At 73.4% G+C, this 16,652-nt stretch carries 13 protein-coding genes; 9 read left to right on the top strand and 4 right to left on the bottom strand.

Translation table 11 applies throughout. The annotated features are described in order from the left end of the window. Positions 1-13 precede the first annotated feature (13 nt). The 5 genes from sucB to OG780_RS29620 all read left to right on the top strand — a co-directional run bounded on the left by sucB (position 14) and on the right by OG780_RS29620 (position 7,704). Positions 14-1,813, top strand: coding sequence for a 2-oxoglutarate dehydrogenase, E2 component, dihydrolipoamide succinyltransferase (sucB, locus tag OG780_RS29640; protein ID WP_328453256.1), 1,800 nt, complete (start codon positions 14-16; stop codon positions 1,811-1,813). Positions 1,814-2,270: 457 nt separating this feature from the next. Then, complete coding sequence (locus OG780_RS29635) at positions 2,271-2,894, top strand: GntR family transcriptional regulator (protein WP_328453254.1); 624 nt, start codon at positions 2,271-2,273, stop codon at positions 2,892-2,894. A 296-nt stretch (positions 2,895-3,190) separates the two neighbouring features. Next, complete coding sequence (gene aceE, locus OG780_RS29630; RefSeq protein ID WP_328453252.1) at positions 3,191-5,890, top strand: pyruvate dehydrogenase (acetyl-transferring), homodimeric type; 2,700 nt, start codon at positions 3,191-3,193, stop codon at positions 5,888-5,890. A 134-nt stretch (positions 5,891-6,024) separates the two neighbouring features. Beyond that, positions 6,025-6,996 carry a helix-turn-helix transcriptional regulator gene (locus OG780_RS29625; protein ID WP_328453250.1) on the top strand — a complete coding sequence of 324 codons (972 nt, stop codon included), beginning with the start codon at positions 6,025-6,027 and terminating at the stop codon, positions 6,994-6,996. Positions 6,997-7,182: 186 nt separating this feature from the next. Beyond that, positions 7,183-7,704, top strand: a complete 522-nt coding sequence (locus tag OG780_RS29620; protein ID WP_328458470.1) for a DUF4240 domain-containing protein — start codon at positions 7,183-7,185, stop codon at positions 7,702-7,704. Between the two features lie 21 nt (positions 7,705-7,725). On the opposite strand, the gene OG780_RS29615 is transcribed toward OG780_RS29620, so the two are convergent. Next, positions 7,726-7,932 carry a hypothetical protein gene (locus OG780_RS29615; RefSeq protein WP_328458468.1) on the bottom strand — a complete coding sequence of 69 codons (207 nt, stop codon included), beginning with the start codon at positions 7,930-7,932 and terminating at the stop codon, positions 7,726-7,728. 212 nt (positions 7,933-8,144) lie between these two features. Next, complete coding sequence (locus OG780_RS29610) at positions 8,145-8,909, bottom strand: peptidoglycan recognition protein family protein (protein WP_443062231.1); 765 nt, start codon at positions 8,907-8,909, stop codon at positions 8,145-8,147. Positions 8,910-9,265: 356 nt separating this feature from the next. Here OG780_RS29610 and OG780_RS29605 point away from each other — a divergent pair, with 356 nt between their 5' ends. Next, the gene (locus OG780_RS29605) at positions 9,266-10,450 is read left to right on the top strand and encodes a MarP family serine protease (RefSeq protein WP_328453248.1); all 1,185 of its coding nucleotides are present in this window, start codon (positions 9,266-9,268) and stop codon (positions 10,448-10,450) included. Positions 10,451-10,491: 41 nt separating this feature from the next. Here the strand turns inward: OG780_RS29605 and OG780_RS29600 are convergent, their stop codons facing one another. Further along, entirely contained in the window at positions 10,492-10,983 is a 492-nt protein-coding gene (locus tag OG780_RS29600; protein ID WP_328453246.1) for a GNAT family N-acetyltransferase, read from the bottom strand. Positions 10,984-11,053: 70 nt separating this feature from the next. On the opposite strand from OG780_RS29600, the gene OG780_RS29595 reads away from it, so the two are divergent. Further along, positions 11,054-11,971 carry a TIGR01777 family oxidoreductase gene (locus tag OG780_RS29595; RefSeq protein WP_328453243.1) on the top strand — a complete coding sequence of 306 codons (918 nt, stop codon included), beginning with the start codon at positions 11,054-11,056 and terminating at the stop codon, positions 11,969-11,971. A gap of 366 nt (positions 11,972-12,337) precedes the next feature. After that, the gene (locus OG780_RS29590; RefSeq protein ID WP_328453241.1) at positions 12,338-13,732 is read left to right on the top strand and encodes an NAD(P)/FAD-dependent oxidoreductase; all 1,395 of its coding nucleotides are present in this window, start codon (positions 12,338-12,340) and stop codon (positions 13,730-13,732) included. A gap of 258 nt (positions 13,733-13,990) precedes the next feature. On the opposite strand, the gene OG780_RS29585 is transcribed toward OG780_RS29590, so the two are convergent. Continuing rightward, complete coding sequence (locus tag OG780_RS29585; protein ID WP_328453239.1) at positions 13,991-15,463, bottom strand: regulator; 1,473 nt, start codon at positions 15,461-15,463, stop codon at positions 13,991-13,993. A gap of 332 nt (positions 15,464-15,795) precedes the next feature. Here OG780_RS29585 and lipB point away from each other — a divergent pair, with 332 nt between their 5' ends. Then, positions 15,796-16,602 (top strand): lipoyl(octanoyl) transferase LipB, encoded by an 807-nt coding sequence (gene lipB, locus OG780_RS29580; protein WP_328453237.1) that lies wholly within the window; start codon positions 15,796-15,798, stop codon positions 16,600-16,602. Positions 16,603-16,652: the final 50 nt, after the last annotated feature.

Below are 16,652 nucleotides of genomic sequence, written 5' to 3'. Positions count from 1 at the left end.
AGCAACAGAAACCATGCCGGTTTCCGTAACCCTTCCGGCACTCGGTGAGAGCGTCACCGAGGGCACTGTCACCCGCTGGCTGAAGGCCGAGGGCGAGCGCGTCGAGGCCGACGAGCCGCTGCTGGAGGTGTCGACGGACAAGGTCGACACCGAGATCCCCTCCCCCGCCGCCGGCATCCTGGCGTCCATCAAGGTCGCCGAGGACGAGACCGTCGAGGTCGGCGCCGAGCTGGCCGTCATCGACGACGGCACGGGCGCGCCCGCCGCCGCCCCTGCTCCCGCCGCCGCCGAGGCCCCGGCCGCCGCTCCGGCCGCCCCCGCCCCGGTCGCCGAGGCCCCCGCGGCCCCGGCCCCGGCCGCTCCCGCCGCCGCGCCCGCCGCCGCGCCCGCCGCTCCGGCCGGTGGCGCCTCCGGTACCGACGTCGTGCTGCCCGCGCTGGGCGAGTCGGTCACCGAGGGCACCGTCACCCGCTGGCTGAAGCAGGTCGGCGAGGAGGTCGCGGAGGACGAGCCCCTGCTCGAGGTCTCCACGGACAAGGTCGACACCGAGATCCCCGCGCCGGTCGCCGGCGTGCTGCTGGAGATCGTCGTCGGCGAGGACGAGACCGCGGAGGTCGGCGCGAAGCTGGCCGTCATCGGCGCTCCGGGCGCGGCTCCGGCCGCTGCCGCGCCGGCCGCCCCCGCTGCCCCCGCCGCGGCTCCGGCCGCCCCGGCCCCGGCCGCTCCGGCGCCGGCCCCGGCTGCTCCGGCCGCCGCCGCCCCGGCTCCGGTCCAGCCGGCCGCTCCGGCCGCGCCCGCCGCCCCTGCCCCGGCCCCCGCGCCGGTGGCCGCGCCCGCCCCCGTCACCCCTGCTCCGGCGCCCGCCGCGACCACCGGTGACGACGGCGCGTACGTGACCCCGCTGGTGCGCAAGCTCGCCGCCGAGAACGGCGTCGACCTGGCCGCCGTCAAGGGCACCGGCGTCGGCGGTCGTATCCGCAAGCAGGACGTCGTCGCCGCCGCCGAGGCCGCGAAGGCCGCCGCCAAGGCTCAGGCTCCGGCCGCCGCCCCGGCCGCCGCCGCCAAGAAGGCCCCGGTCCTGGAGGTCTCCCCGCTGCGCGGCCAGACCGTCAAGATGACCCGCATCCGCAAGGTCATCGGCGACAACATGGTGAAGGCCCTGCACGAGCAGGCGCAGCTGTCCTCGGTCGTCGAGGTCGACATCACCAAGCTGATGAGGCTCCGCGCGCAGGCGAAGGACTCCTTCGCGGCCCGCGAGGGCGTCAAGCTCTCCCCGATGCCGTTCTTCGTGAAGGCGGCGGCCCAGGCGCTGAAGGCCCACCCGGTCATCAACGCCCGGATCAACGAGGCCGAGGGCACGATCACCTACTTCGACGCCGAGAACATCGGTATCGCGGTGGACTCGGAGAAGGGCCTGATGACCCCGGTCATCAAGGGTGCGGGCGACCTCAACATCGCCGGCATCTCGAAGGCCACCGCCGACCTGGCGGGCAAGGTCCGCGCGAACAAGATCACCCCGGACGAGCTGTCCGGCGCGACCTTCACCATCTCCAACACCGGCTCGCGCGGCGCGCTCTTCGACACGATCATCGTGCCGCCGAACCAGGTCGCGATCCTGGGCATCGGCGCCACGGTCAAGCGTCCGGCCGTCATCGAGACGGAGGAGGGCACCGTCATCGGTGTCCGCGACATGACCTACCTGACCCTCTCCTACGACCACCGTCTGGTGGACGGCGCCGACGCCGCCCGCTACCTGACCGCGGTCAAGGCGATCCTGGAAGCGGGCGAGTTCGAGGTCGAGCTCGGCCTGTAACCCGCACCGCTCGCACGCGGCACGCTGACACGGCACCCCCGTCCGGACCACCGGGCGGGGGTGCCGTGTTTCCTGCGGGGACTTCCGGGGCGGGGTGCCGTGTTCCCCCGCCCTGTCTCCGCGCGCGGGTCCGTGTCCCCCCGCCCCTGTCTCCGGGGCGGAGGTGCAGCGTTTCCCCGCCCCGGATCTCCGGGCGGAGGTGCAGTGTTTCCCCGGGGCCGGGTTCCCGCGGCCGCCGTTCTTCCGCCGGGGCCCGCGTCCGGCGATCACATCGACGGTACGAATCCGGACTTCACCCGGTACGAGCCCCTACGGACGGGAACACTCCGACAGCGTGTAAGCCTCGTCTCACCTGCGGGAAAGCGCCGCCATGCGCCCCTCACCGACCGGGCCACGGCCTTATTGTCTAAAGGTCAAACGCCCTCGGGGTCCCGCCACCCCTGTCAAAGGAGCCTTCATGACCGCGCCCGTCGTCCACTCGCTGCGCGAACAGATCCGCGAGCACATCGTGGAGGGGATCGTCAGCGGGCGCTGGAAGCCGGGCGAGCGGATCGTGGAGCGGCGGATCGCCACCGAACTGGAGGTCAGCCAGACCCCGGTGCGCGAGGCACTGCGCGAGCTGGAGTCGCTGCGGCTGATCGAGTCGGCGCCGAACAAGGGCGTGCGGGTACGGAACCTGACGGCCGCCGACCTGGAGGAGAGCTACCCCGTACGAGCCGGCCTGGAGGCCATCGCGGCGGAGCTGGCGGCCGGCAGGCTGGCGGAGGACTGCTCGGCCCTCGAACCCCATGTGACGGCGCTGTACGAGGCCGACCGGCTGGCCGACGGGACCGGCCAGGTGCGGCACACCGTGGGGTTCCACCGCGAGCTGGTCCGGGCGGCAGGGAACTCCGTCCTGCTGCACACCTGGGAGGGGCTGGGCATCGAGGTCTTCACGGCCCTGTCCATCCGGTGGCTCGGGACCGTGCAGCAGTCGTACGCGGAGGAGCACGAGGCGCTCGTGGACGCCTTCCGGCGGCGCGATCCGCTGATCGCCGAACTCGTGAAGGCCCACGTCCTCGGCTGCGCCCCGCGCCCCTGAGGGACGCGCCGACGGCATCGGCGCAGCGGAGCGCACCCGCGCTCAACCGTGCTCCCACCTGCGAAAACCGTCGCTTTTCAAGGCACCCGGTGCCTGTCTCCAAGGCACCCCGTGCCGACTTTCCGATCTGAAGAGGATTTCCTCCGGAATCCTTTGATCGATCATCGATCAGGGGGTTACAGTCCTCGACGGGCTCCTACAAGAGCCCGTCGCCCTGTCCTGCCATAGACCAAGGGCACCCCCCGAAAACCCCTTGCCGATGAGGGAACCCCCCTCCGCATCCGGAAGGCGGCGCAATGACCGACCCCACCGCAATCCAGCCGAGCGAGCTCGACCAGCTCCCGGACCGCGACCCCGAGGAGACCGCCGAATGGCAGGCCTCCCTGGACGCCGTCACCCAGGCGGCCGGGCCGCACCGTGCCGCGTATCTGATGCGCCGCACGCTGGAGCGCGCCGAGGGCAACGGTCTCGCGCTGCCCAAGCTGCTCGAGACCGACTACGTCAACACCATCCCCACCGCCGCCGAGCCCTCCGTGGACGGCGACGAGGCGATGGAGGCCAGGATCACCGCGTGGAACCGCTGGAACGCGGCCGCGATGGTGACCCGGGGCGCGAAGCACGGCGTCGGCGGCCACATCGCCACCTTCGCCTCCGCGGCCTGGCTCTACGAGACCGGCTTCAACCACTTCTTCAAGGGCAAGGAGGGTGACGGGTCCGGCGACCAGCTCTACATCCAGGGCCACGCCTCCCCCGGCATCTACGCCCGCGCCTTCCTCGACGGACGCCTGACCGAGCAGCACCTGGACAACTTCCGCCAGGAGTCGGGCGGCAACGGTCTCCCGTCGTACCCGCACCCGCGCCGGCTGCCCTGGCTGTGGGAGTTCCCGACCGTCTCCATGGGCCTCGGCCCGCTGTCGGCGATCTACCAGGCCCGCTTCAACCGCTACCTCACCAGCCGCGGCGTCAAGGACGTCTCCGCGTCCCACGTGTGGGCGTTCCTCGGTGACGGCGAGATGGACGAGCCGGAGTCGACGGCGGCACTCGCGCTCGCCGCCCGCGAGGGTCTGGACAACCTGACCTTCGTCATCAACTGCAACCTGCAGCGCCTCGACGGCCCGGTCCGCGCGAACTTCAAGATCGTGCAGGAGCTGGAGGCGCAGTTCCGCGGCGCCGGCTGGAACGTCGTGAAGTCGCTGTGGGGCTCGGCCTGGGACGAGCTGTTCCAGCTCGACACCACGGGCGCGCTCGTCCGCCGCCTGCGCCAGGTGCCCGACGCGCAGGTGCAGACGTACCAGACCCGCGACGCCGCCTACATCCGCCAGGACTTCTTCGGCGCCGACCCGGCGCTCGTCGAGATGGCGAAGCTGCTGAGCGACGACAAGATCTTCGAGTGCTTCCACCTCTCGCGCGGCGGTCACGAGGCCCGCAAGGTGTACGCGGCCTACCGCGCCGCCCTCGCCCACAAGGGCGCGCCGACGGTGATCCTGGCCCAGACGGTCAAGGGCCACACCCTCGGTGAGGGCTTCGCGTCGAAGAACGCCAACCACCAGATGAAGAAGCTGTCCACGGACGAGTTCAAGCAGATGCGTGATCTGCTCGAACTGCCCATCTCCGACAGCCAGTTCGTCGACGGTGTGGTGCCCTACGGCCACCCGGGCGCCGACTCCCCCGAGGTCCGTTACCTCCAGGAGCGCCGCGCGGCCCTCGGCGGTCCGGCCCCGGCCCGCCGTACGCACGCGCTGGCCCCGCTGCCGGCCCCCGCCGACAAGACGTTCGCGTCCTTCGACAAGGGCTCCGGCACGCAGAACCTGGCGACGACGATGGCGTTCGTCCGCCTCGTCAAGGACCTGGTCCGCGACAAGCAGACCGGTCGCCGCTGGGTCCCGATCGTCCCGGACGAGGCCCGTACCTTCGGTATGGAGTCGCTCTTCCCCTCGCTGGGCATCTACTCGCCCAAGGGCCAGACGTACGAGCCGGTCGACCGCGACCAGCTGATGTACTACAAGGAGGCCAAGGACGGCCAGATCCTCAACGAGGGGATCACCGAGGCCGGCTCCATGGCGGACTTCATCGCCGCGTCCACCGCGTACTCCACGCACGGCGAAGCGATGATCCCCTTCTACATCTTCTACTCGATGTTCGGCTGGCAGCGCACCGCCGACCAGATGTGGCAGCTCGGCGACCAGCTCGGCCGCGGCTTCCTGGTCGGCGCCACCGCCGGTCGTACGACCCTGACGGGCGAGGGCCTGCAGCACGCCGACGGCCACTCCCCCGTCATCGCGGCGACCAACCCGGCGGCGCTGTCCTACGACCCGGCGTTCGCGTACGAGATCGCGGCGATCGTCAAGGACGGTCTGCGCCGGATGTACGGCGAGGCGGCCCCGGGCGAGGACCAGGACGTCTTCTACTACCTGACCGTCTACAACGAGCCGATGCCGCAGCCCGCCAAGCCGGCCGGTGTCGACGAGGGCATCCTCAAGGGCCTGTACCGCTTCAACACGGCGGAGTCGGCGGGCCTGAACGTGGCCGCGGCGAACGCCCCGCGCATCCAGCTGCTCGGTTCCGGTACGGCCATCCACTGGACCCTGGAGGCCCAGAAGCTGCTCGCCGAGGAGTGGGGCGTGGCCGCCGACGTGTGGTCCGCGACCTCCTGGACCGAGCTGCGCCGCGACGCGCTGGAGGCCGACGAGGCCCTGCTGCGCGGCGAGGAGCGGGTGCCGTTCGTCCGCCAGGCGCTTCAGGGCGCCGAGGGCCCGGTGCTCGCGGTCTCCGACTACATGCGCCAGGTCCCGGACCAGATCGCGCAGTGGGTCGAGCAGGACTGGTCCTCGCTCGGTGCCGACGGCTTCGGTCTCTCGGACACGCGTGCGGCGGCCCGCCGGCACTTCGGCGTGGACGCGCAGTCGATCGTCGTCGCCGCGCTGGCGCAGCTCGCCCGCCGCGGCGAGGTCAAGGCGTCGGCGGTGAAGGAGGCCCGGGAGCGCTACGGCCTGTAGTGCCCGGGAGCTGAACACGGAGAAGGGGTACGGCGGTCGCCGTACCCCTTCTCGCTTTCCCGGTTCCTTCCGGCGGACCCCGCGGGGCGGGCGCCCGTCCCGTCGTTGTCGGTGGTGCCCGGCATCATGAAGACATGCGTGCCGCTCGTCTGATCAAGCTGGTGCTGCTGCTCCAGACCCGCGCGTCGATGACCGCCGCCGAGCTGGCGCGGGAGCTGGAGGTGTCCGAGCGCACGGTCGCCCGGGACGCGCAGGCACTGTCCGAGGCGGGGATTCCGGTCTACGCGGACCGGGGCCGGGCCGGCGGCTACCGCCTGGTCGGCGGGTACCGCACGCGGCTGACGGGACTGGCGCGGAGCGAGGCGGAGGCGCTGTTCCTGAGCGGGGTGCCGGGGGCGCTGCGCGACATGGGCCTTCAGGACACGGCATCGGCGGCCCGGCTGAAGGTGTCGGCGGCGCTGATGCCCTCCGCGCAAGGCGCCTCTCGATCGGCGGCGCAGCGCTTCCATCTGGACGCGCCCGCCTGGTTCAGCGAGCCGCGGACGCCCGAGCTGCTGCCCGCGCTCGCGGACGCGGTGTGGGACGACCGCCCGGTCCTCGCGCGCTACCGGCGCCGCGGGTCGGAGGCGGAGCGGACCCTCGAACCGTACGGGCTCGTCCTGAAGGCGGGGCTCTGGTACCTGTGCGCGCGGGTACCGGACGCGGAGGCCTTCCGGGTGTACAGGATCGACCGGTTCACCGCCGTCGACCCCGGCGCGGAGCGGTTCCGGCGGGACGAGGGCTTCGATCTGCCGGCGTTCTGGGAGGAGCGGGCCGAGGAGTTCGCCCGGTCCGTCCTGCGGTCCGAGGCCGTCGTACGGCTGTCCCCGGAGGGCGTACGACTGCTGCCGTACGCCCTCGATCCCACGTCGGCGAAGGAGGGACTCGCCGCCTCCGGCACCCCGGACGGGCGGGGCTGGGTGACCCTCACCCTGCCGGTCGAGTCCGAGGAGGTCGCCCGTGTACAACTGCGGGGCCTCGGGCCCGAGGTGGAGGTGCTCGCTCCGGAGGCCCTGCGGAAGCGCTGCGCCGAGGACGCGGCCGCGGCGGCGGCGCTCTACCGGTGACGCGGGCCGATCGGTGGTGCCGCGCCGGTGATCGCGGGCCCAGGGCGCGCGGCCTGGGGAATCGTCTGCCTCCGACCGCTTGAAATCCGTATGAACCCGGCGGTTTTACCTTCGGCATGTGCATGCATAACAATCTGCGCCACTCCACGTGCGTCCCTCCCGCCCAGGCCCGATGCTGGACCCGTGATGGACGAGACGGAGTTCTGGCAGCTGGTGGACACGACCCGCGAGACTGCCGAGGGCGACCCCGAGGAACAGGCGGATCTGCTCGTCGAGCGGCTCGTCCAGCTGGACCCGGACTCCGTCCTGGACTTCTCCCGGCACTTCGAGTCGCGCTACAACCGCGCGTACCGCTGGGATCTGTGGGGCGCGGCCTGGGTGCTGCTCGACGGGGCCAGCGACGACGCCTTCGACTTCTTCCGGTGCTGGCTGATCGGCCAGGGCCGGGAGGTCTTCGAGGGGGCGATGCACGACCCCGACACGCTCGCCGAGCTCCTGGACGACTTCGACGAGGAGATCGACGGCGACGGCGAGGAGCTGGGGTACGCGGCCGACGAGGCCTACGAGCAGCTGACCGGTGCCGTCGCCCCCGCCCTCGGCATCCCGGCCGCCCCCGCCGAGCCCGAGGGCGCCCCGCTCGAGTTCGAGAACGAGTCCGTCATCGCGGGGCGCTACCCCAAACTGTGGGAGCGTTTCAGGGAGGACTGACGGGCCGGCCGCGCCGGTGTGTCAGGGCGTGCCCGCGCGGCTCCGGGGTACGGCCGGCAGGCGCGTCCGGTCGGCGGGGATGTACGCCTGCGGACCGTCGGCTCGCGCCGTGTGGTGCTGCGGGGCCGCGTTGGCCTGGTCCAGCGCGGACGCCGTCACCGCCGCCGGGCCCAGTACGACCGTGGCCACGGCGCACACCACCGCCCACGGCCTCCGCGCCGCCGTCATCCGGCCACCGGACGGCTCCACGGCCCGTATGTCCTGTCCGCCCCCGGTGCGCCCCGCGTGCGCCCCGCTCCCCGTCCGACTGATCCTCATGATCCCCGCCTCCGGTCAGCGCGTACGACGCCGTGCGGCGCCGTACGTGGACGGTAGGGCGCCCGGCTCTGGGAACTCTGTGAGCCGCCGGGGGTGTGCCTGTGACCGGCGGCGCCGGGCGCTCAGCGGCCCTGGACGCGGGCCGCCAGGTCGCGGATCTCGGGGAGGCGGGCGGTGAGGGCGGCCCCCGGGCAGCTCGTCATGAAGGCCGCGTCGTGGCCGGAGACGGTGGAGAGCACGGCGGCGGTGCCCGCGGCGTAACGGCTGAGGCTGTTGCTGGAGACGAGGCGGACCGTGCCCCGGGGGTCCACGCCGCCGAGTCCGAGCTTCCAGGCCACGAGACGGGCGATCGCGTCGGTCATCGCCTTCGGCACCTGCGATCCCGCCGTGAAGGTGCCGATCGCGGCGATCCCGGCGGAGCGGTGGTTGAAGCCCTGGGTGTGCGCCCCGGTGACGGGCCTGTCGACCCCGCCCGCGCGGCCCTCGTAGATCGTGCCGCAGCGGTCGACGAGGAAGTTGTAGCCGATGTCGTCCCAGTCCTTGGCGCCCGTCTGGCCCGCGTACACGTCACGGATGATGCGGGGCACGTCGGCGCAGTCGTAGTCGCTCGGCGAGTCGGTGTGGTGGATGAAGACCGCCACGACGCGGTCGTCGTAGCGGGGCGGCGGCTGCTCGCGGGTGCTCGCGGCGTCCAGCCACGCCGTCCGCGGCACGATGGGCGGCCTGGCGACGGGACGGGGAACGGTGATCCGGGCCGCGACCGGGGGCGGGGCGGTGCCGCGGGCCGCCGAGCGGTCCACCCCGGCCGCGCACATCACCAGCGCCAGGACGGCGAGCAGGCCCGGCACGCACCCGAGGGCGACGAGGACCGGTTTCGGCAGCCCCACCGGCGCACTCCGGCGCACACGGGGTGACACAGGCGCCTGGGGGGTTCGATCCGTTCCGCGGGTGAGCCTCTCGGACGTCCGGGGCCCCGGACGTCCGTGGCGCCCGTGCCGGGACGCTCGCTCCCCGCTCCGTATTCGAGGTCCCCGCGGCTTCCGGAAGACACGCATGGAGCCACCCTGACCCGGATCCTCGCGGGCCGCGATGTGTGGTGTGCCACCTGGTGGAACCATCGAGCATGTCCGGGACGTTTCTACAGGTCCACGGGTGTGTGGCCGTTTCCGCGGCACCGAACGCGCGTGGCTGATCACTGGGCCCGCCCGACGCGTACTAAGGGGCCCTAGAGAAAGGCGGCTCCGTGGACGTTCTCGACCTCCTGCTGATGCTGGTCATCCTGGTCTACGCGGCGTCCGGGTACCGTCGCGGCCTGGTGGCCGGCTGTGTCTCCCTGGCCGGCTTCGTGGGCGGCGCCGTCATCGGCGTGTGGGTGCTGCCGTGGATCATGGAGCTGGTCACGGCGGGGACACCGGCGGCGACGGTCACGGCGGTGCTCACGGTGCTGGTGCCCGGCGTCGTGGGCCACGAGCTGGCCGGGCGGCTGGCGCTGAAGCTGCGCCGCGAGCTGGACCAGGGGCCGCTGCGGGTGGCCGACGGGATCGGCGGAGCCGCGGCGAACACCCTGGCCGTGCTGCTGGTGGCCTGGGTGGCGGCGAGCGTCCTGGGCGCGTCCTCCTCGACGGTGGTGACGCAGTCGATCCGCAACTCGGCGCTGCTGGGCGCCGTGCAGAACACGATGCCGGAGACCACGCCGACCTGGTTCTCGCGCGCGACCTCGGCACTCACGGAGGCGGGCTTCCCGCAGGTCTTCAACCCGTTCGAGAACGAACCGGCGGCCGGTGTCGCCAAGCCCTCCGGGGACAGTGTCACGCCGTCCGCGACGAACGCCGCCAAGCTGAGCACCGTGAAGGTCGAGGGCGTCTCGGGCAACCAGGGCCGGGAGGGCAGCGGCTTCGTCTACGCCCCGCACCGTGTGATGACCAACGCGCACGTGGTGGCGGGCATCGACCGGCCGACCGTGCGGGTGGGCGGGGTCGGCCGCCCGTACCAGGCGCGGGTGGTCCTCTTCGATCCGCAGAAGGACGTCGCCGTCCTGTACGTGCCGGCTCTCCGGGCCCCGGTCCTCCACTTCGACGGGGTCGCCTCGCGCGGGGACTCCGCCGTGGTCGCGGGCTACCCGCAGGACGGCGGCCTCGACCTCCAGGCGGCCACCGTAGCGAGCCGCATCAACGCGACGGGCCAGAACATCTACAACTCGGGCACGGTCACCCGCGAGATCTACTCGATCCGCTCGACCGTCCGGCCCGGCAACTCCGGCGGTCCGCTCCTGACCACCGGCGGCGAGGTGTACGGCGTGGTCTTCGCCCGTTCGACCTCGGACGACGAGACCGGTTACGTCCTGACGGCGCACGAGGTCGCGAGCGACGCCAAGAAGGCGGCACACGCCACGGCACGGGTGGACACGGGCGACCTCGTCAACTCCTGAGCGAGCGCCTCACGGAACACGGTCCTGACGGGGAGAGCCGATCAGAGCGGGCGTCCCATCAGGACGTCGTCCACGTAGGCGCCGTCCAGCAGGAACTCCCCGGGCAGGATCCCCTCGACGACGAACCCCTCGGACTCGTAGAGAGCGCGCGCCGGGGTGTTGTGGCCGAGCACGCGCAGGGTGATGCGCCGGGCGCCCTGGCGGCGGGCCTCCTCGCGCGCCGCCCGCAGCAGCGCGCGGCCCACCCCGGCGCCGCGGGCCTCGTCGGCGACGGCCAGTCCGAGGATCTGCCGGACGTGCGCGTTGCAGGCCAGCTGGGTCGGGAAGCCCAGCCGGATGTACCCCACGAGGCGGCCGTCGAGCTCGGCGACGACATGGTCCCGGGGACCGAACCGCTCGCTGTAGAAGGGTCCGTACGGCGGCCGGGGGCGCGGCATGACCGCGTGCAGCGTGGACCAGGTGTCGCGGTCGATCCGGCCGAGCGCGTCCTCGTCGTCCAGGGTTGCGGGGCGTATCCGCGGAGCAGCTGACATACCGGCACTGTACGGCCGCCGCGCTGCGGCCCTTCCGTGAAGTCCTGGGCGGCGGGGGCAGGATGGACCCATGAGCGACTCACCGCTGTCCCCGGGTTCCCGCATCGTGATCGCCGGCGCGTCCGGCCTGATCGGCTCCGCGCTGGCACGCTCCCTGAGCGCCGAAGGGCATGAGGTGGTCCGGCTCGTACGCCGTGAGCCGCGTTCGCCGGACGAGATCCGGTGGGATCCGCAGCGGCAGCGGATCGACGCGGTGGGGCTCATCGGCTGTGCCGCCGTGGTCAATCTGGCGGGGGCGCCGGTGGCGGGGCGGCCCTGGACGCGTGCGTACAAGCGGATGATCCGGGACAGCCGGGTGCTCGGGACTGCGACGCTCGCGGAAGCGGTGGCCTCGCTCGACGAACCGCCGCGGGTCTTCGTCAACGGGAGCGCGATCGGGTTCTACGGCGACACGGACGGCCGCGCGGTGGACGAGTCCGCGCCGCCCGGGGACGGGTTCCTGCCGTCCGTCTGTGTGGAGTGGGAGGAGGCGACCGCTCCCGCGCAGGAGGCGGGGGTACGCACGGTGCTTCCCAGGACCGGGCTCGTGGTGGCCCGCGAGGGCGGGGCCTGGGCGCGGCTGATTCCGCTGTTCAAGGCGGGTGCCGGGGGGCGGATGGGGAACGGGCGCCAGTACTGGAGCTATATCGCGCTGCACGACGAGGTGGCCGCGATCCGGCATCTCATCGACACGGAGTCGCTGTCCGGGCCGGTGAACCTGACCGCCCCCGACCCGCTCACCAACGGCGAGATCACCGAGGCCATGGGCCGGGTCCTGCACCGCCCGACCCTGCTGACCGCGCCCGCCCCGCTGCTGCGCCTCGCCCTCGGCGACATGGCCGAGGACGTCCTGGGCAGCCAGCGCGTCCTGCCCTCCCGCCTCCTGGAATCGGGCTTCACCTTCGCGTTCCCCTCGATCGACGGAGCCCTGCGGGCGGCACTCGGCTGAGGAACGGTCGCCGGGGAGGCGAATACCTCCGGACATCCTCCGGAGAGCCCGGTCGTCCTCCGGCGGGAGGCGAATACCTCCGGGCACCCCCGGCGGGAAACGGAGGGTCAGCGCCGCCTCCCGGCTGGAGGCGAGGACTCCCGGCGCCCGGACGGATGAGTGGGTCCGAGGCTCGTGGGCCCGGCCCGGGCGGGTTCGACCACCCCCGCCAGGTGGGTACATGCACCCCCCATGCTCCCGTGCTCGGCCGCCGCGCGGCTTCCGCCGCGCGGCCGAACCTCGCACCCTCGATCCGAACTGGGGCATTCCAGAAGCGTGTTGGGGGCATGACGTCCCCACCGGCCGCGCAACCTCGAGGAGGGGCACGTGCTAGAGCCCGCACGCCACGCCGCGCACACGGCACAGATCACGGAAGACGTCGACGTCGTCGTCGTGGGAGCCGGTGTCGCCGGCCTCGCGGCCGCACGGCATCTGACCGGGGCGGGGCTGAGGACCGCCGTCCTCGAGGCCGCCCCCCACGTCGGCGGCCGCATGTCCACGGAGAAGGTCGACGGCTTCCGGCTGGACCGGATCGGCCGGCTCCTGTCCACCTCGTACCCGGAACTGCGCCACACCCCGGGCCTGGACGACCTCGTCCTGTGCCCGTTCTCGCCGGGCGTGCTGCTGCACAGCGACGGCCGGCGCCACCCCACGGGCACGCCCGGCACATCCCGGAGCGCAAGGGGCGCACTCACCACCGCGCGCGCCCTCGCGAGCGCCCCCCGGCTTCCGCTGGCCCGGCCCGCGCGCGGAACCACCCGCCCCGGCCCGCTCGGCAGCCCCCTCGACCAGTCCCGTCTCGGCGCCGCCCTCGCGCGCCTCGCCGCCACTCCGCCGGAGCGCCTGCTCGCCCGCCCCGACCTCACCGCGGCGAACGCGCTGACCGCCCGGGGGCTCCCGGCCCGTACGGTCGAGGCCTTTCTGCGCCCCCTTCTCGCGGCCCTGCTGTGCGACCCGGAGCTACGGACGTCGAGCCGCCTCGCCGATCTCGCGCTGCACTCCTTCGCGACGGGGAGGCTGTGTCTGCCCGAAGGCGGCGCGGACGCGCTCCCCGAGCTGCTCGCGGCCGCCCTTCCGCCCGGCACCGTGCACTCCGGCGTCGAGGTCACCGCCGTCTCCACGACCCGCGTCACGACGAAGGACCACGGCGAACTCCGGTGCCGGGCCATCCTGCTGGCGACCGGGGCGCGTGCCGCCGCCCGGTTCCTGCCCGGGCTGCACGTCCCCACCTTCCATCCGGTGACCGTCCTGCACCACACCACGGACGAACCGCCGCTCACCGAGCCGGCGCTGCTCCTGGACGCCGACCGCGGCGGCCCGGTGGCGCACACGGCGGTCGTCAGCCAGGTCGACCCGACCCGGGCACCCGCGGGCCGCGCCCTGATCTCCTCGACCGTGCTCGGCACACCGCCCGCCGCGCCCCACCTGGACGCGACGGTCCGCGCCCAGCTCGCCCGCGTCTACGGCACGTCGACGACCCGCTGGGAACTGCTGGCGGTCCATCACGAGCCTGAAGCGGTCCCGGCGATGCCGCCGCCGCACGATCCGCGCCGCCCCGTACGGCTGCTCGCGGGCCTGTACGTGTGCGGTGACCACCGGGACACCGGCACGGTGCAGGGCGCGCTGCACTCGGCCCGGCGGGCCGCCCACGCCCTCCTGACGGACCTGGACGTCCGCGCGGCCGCCCCGTCGGCCGAGCCGCTGGAGTCCGCCGCCGCCTGACCCCGGGCTCCGGAACTCCGGCGCGGGGCTCCGGAGTTCCGGAGTCCCGGCGCGCGGGCCCTGCGGCCTCCGGGCGCTCCCGGAGGCCGGACCCGGCTCCCGGCGGACCCGCCGCGCGAGGGTGGACGCCCCCGCCCGCACCGGGGCGGGCGACCCCCGCCCCGGTGCACGCATCGAGCTTCCCGGTCTCCGGTACCCCAGGCCGGAGACCGGGGACGCCCCGGCCCGGGGCCCGTCCGGCCGTTCCCGCCCGCGCGCTCAGCTCAGCGCGGCCACCTTGTCGCGGTAGCCGCGGACGGGTGCGGCGTCCTTGTACGGTTCGAGCCGTTTCTCGAAGTCCCGTACGTACTCGACGGCCCGCGCCGACCGCATCTCCGCCGCCTGCCCCGCGGCCTCCGCGCCGAGCAGACAGGCCTGGTCGAGTTCTCCGAGCCCGAGCCGCGCCGAGGCGAGCACCACCCGGCAGAACAGCCGGCTGCGCGCGTAGCCGGGCGCCCGGAGCTGGAGCGAGCGCTCGGCGTGCTGCGCCGCCGCCCGGAACTGCTGAAGGTCCCGGTGGCAGTGCCCGAACTCGTCGGCGAGCTGCGCCTCGTCGAAGTACCGGGCCCAGTGCGGGACCTCGTCGCCGGTCCGGGACGCCTCCAGCGCGCGTTCGGCCCGGACCAGCGAGGCCGTACAGGCCCGCACCTCGCCGAGCACCCCGTGGCCGCGCGCCTCGACGGCGTGCAACAGCGCCTGCACGACGTGCGGCCCCCCGGAGCCGAGGCCCTGCTGCGCGACCCGCGCGAGCTGCACGGCCTCGCGCCCGTGTCCGAGGTAGACGGCCTGCCGGCTCATCGTGATGAGCACGTAGGAGCCGTACACCCGGTCGCCCGCGGCCTGCGCCAGGCGCAGTGCCTGGACGAAGTACCGCTGCGCGAGTCCGTGCGCGCCGATGTCGTACGACGTCCAGCCGGCGAGCCGGGTGAGGTCGGCGGCGGCGGCGAACAGGTGGCGGCCGGTCTGCTCGCCGTACACGCCGCGCAGCATGGGTTCGGCCTCGTGCTCCAGATAGCGGACCAGTGCCTGGCGGGCGTGGCCGCCGCCGTAGGCGTGGTCGAGGGCGCGGAAGAGTTCACCGACCGAGCGGAGCGCGGCGATGTCCCCGCCGCTGACCCGCTGGCCGGGGCCCCGCTCGGTCCGGCCGCGCCGGAAGGCGGATCCCCCCGGCTCGGGCGGCGACGTGACCTTGGGCGAGGCCGGGCGGCCCTGGGCGGGGATGCGGGAGGGCTGCTCGCCGCGGGCGACCCGGTCGTCGGCCCGGCCGATCAGCCAGTCCCTGCTGGGCACGACGAGCCCGGCCGGGGTGAAGGCGATCTTGCGGAGCTCGGCGTGGCTCCCGGAGTCCTTGCGCCACAGGCCGCTGACGATGTCCACGGCCTCCTCGGGGGTCGCGGCGAACTCCAGCCCCGCGTACACGGGCGCGCAGGCGTCGAGCCCGAGGTCCTGCGCGCTCAGGCGCCGGCCGAGGCGGCGGGTGAACACCTCGGCGATGAGCGCGGGGGTGGTCCCGCGGGGCTGCTGGCCCCGCAGCCACCGGGTCACCGATGTCTTGTCGTATCTCAGGTCCAGTCCGTGTTCGAGTCCGAGCTGGTCCACGCGACGGGCGAGACCTGCGTTGGAGAACCCCGCTTCTGCGATGAGCGCGGCGAGCTGTCGATTGGGCGTGCGCTGCGCGGGTCGTTCCGTCATCTGCGGTGCGGTCTCCTGCCTTCGGGTCTCCAGGGGGTCTCGGGGCGGCGTGAGAACGCTCTTGCGCCTCCCCCGAGGCCTCCCTGTGCCCGGATTGCCTGTGAGCAGCCCTTATGGCCTAGTGAACGGCGCGAATGTAGCGGAGCGTGAGCACGTCATCGCACACATCGACATTCATTCATCCGATCGTGTGAGGATTAGCCGTCGGGCTGACGCGGATCCGGCGGACGTACAGTGGCGTGGGCGCGCGACGGACCTGACGAAAGGTTCCTCCGCGTCCCCCGCACGGGGACCACCACGTGCCCGAGGAAGCTTCTAGGGAGGCGCTTACCGTGAGTGAGTTGCGGTTCGTCCGCATGGGATTCGGTGCCGAGGCCGTCGAGTACCAGGAGGCGTGGGACGAGCAGCGCCGCGTGCACGCGGCCCGGTTCCTGGACGAGGTCCCCGACACCTGTCTGCTCCTGGAGCACCCCCCGGTGTACACCGCGGGCCGGCGCACGGCGGACAACGAGCGGCCCCTGGACGGCACACCCGTCATCGACGTGGACCGCGGCGGCAAGATCACCTGGCACGGTCCGGGCCAGCTGGTCGGCTACCCCATCCAGAAGCTCCCGCGTCCCGTGGACGTCGTAGCCCACGTACGCCGTCTGGAAGAGGCGCTCATCCGCACCTGCGCGGAGTTCGGCCTGGAGACGAGCCGGGTCGAGGGCCGCAGCGGCGTCTGGATCCTCGGTGACGCCAAGGACCCCGCCCAGGGGGCCCCCGCGCTCGGGGGACTCTCCCTCGACTTCGACCCCCGGCTCCAGGACGAGGAGTTCGACCCGCGGCTCAACGGCCCGGAGTACGCCCCGTCCAACGCGGGCCAGCGCCGCGAGGACCGCAAGATCGCCGCGATCGGCATCCGCGTCGCCAAGGGCGTCACCATGCACGGCTTCGCGCTGAACGTGAACCCGGACAACGCCTGGTTCGACCGGATCATCCCGTGCGGCATCCGCGACGCGGGCGTCGCCTCGCTCGCGGGCGAGCTGGGCCGCGACGTGACCATCGACGAGGTCCTGCCGGTGGCCGAGAAGCACCTCGGGGACATCCTGGCGAACGCGGACCTCAAGCCGCGCGTCGTGGAACACGCCCCGGCGTAGAGCCGAACCCGCGCGTAAGGCACACCGGCCCGGAGCCCGTGCCTCCACGG

It is taken from the genome of Streptomyces sp. NBC_00386 (genome assembly GCF_036063235.1).
Lineage (GTDB): Bacteria > Actinomycetota > Actinomycetes > Streptomycetales > Streptomycetaceae > Streptomyces.
This window is presented reverse-complemented; position numbering and strand designations above follow the sequence as displayed.

What these genes read in the sequence shown, in the direction of transcription:
- sucB (WP_328453256.1), top strand. Translation starts at nt 14, where the DNA reads ATGCCGGTTTCCGTAACCCTTCCGGCACTCGGTGAGAGCGTCACCGAG.
- OG780_RS29635 (WP_328453254.1), top strand. Translation starts at nt 2,271, where the DNA reads ATGACCGCGCCCGTCGTCCACTCGCTGCGCGAACAGATCCGCGAGCAC.
- aceE (WP_328453252.1), top strand. Translation starts at nt 3,191, where the DNA reads ATGACCGACCCCACCGCAATCCAGCCGAGCGAGCTCGACCAGCTCCCG.
- OG780_RS29625 (WP_328453250.1), top strand. Translation starts at nt 6,025, where the DNA reads ATGCGTGCCGCTCGTCTGATCAAGCTGGTGCTGCTGCTCCAGACCCGC.
- OG780_RS29620 (WP_328458470.1), top strand. Translation starts at nt 7,183, where the DNA reads ATGGACGAGACGGAGTTCTGGCAGCTGGTGGACACGACCCGCGAGACT.
- OG780_RS29615 (WP_328458468.1), bottom strand. Translation starts at nt 7,932, where the DNA reads ATGACGGCGGCGCGGAGGCCGTGGGCGGTGGTGTGCGCCGTGGCCACG.
- OG780_RS29600 (WP_328453246.1), bottom strand. Translation starts at nt 10,983, where the DNA reads ATGTCAGCTGCTCCGCGGATACGCCCCGCAACCCTGGACGACGAGGAC.
- OG780_RS29595 (WP_328453243.1), top strand. Translation starts at nt 11,054, where the DNA reads ATGAGCGACTCACCGCTGTCCCCGGGTTCCCGCATCGTGATCGCCGGC.
- OG780_RS29585 (WP_328453239.1), bottom strand. Translation starts at nt 15,463, where the DNA reads ATGACGGAACGACCCGCGCAGCGCACGCCCAATCGACAGCTCGCCGCG.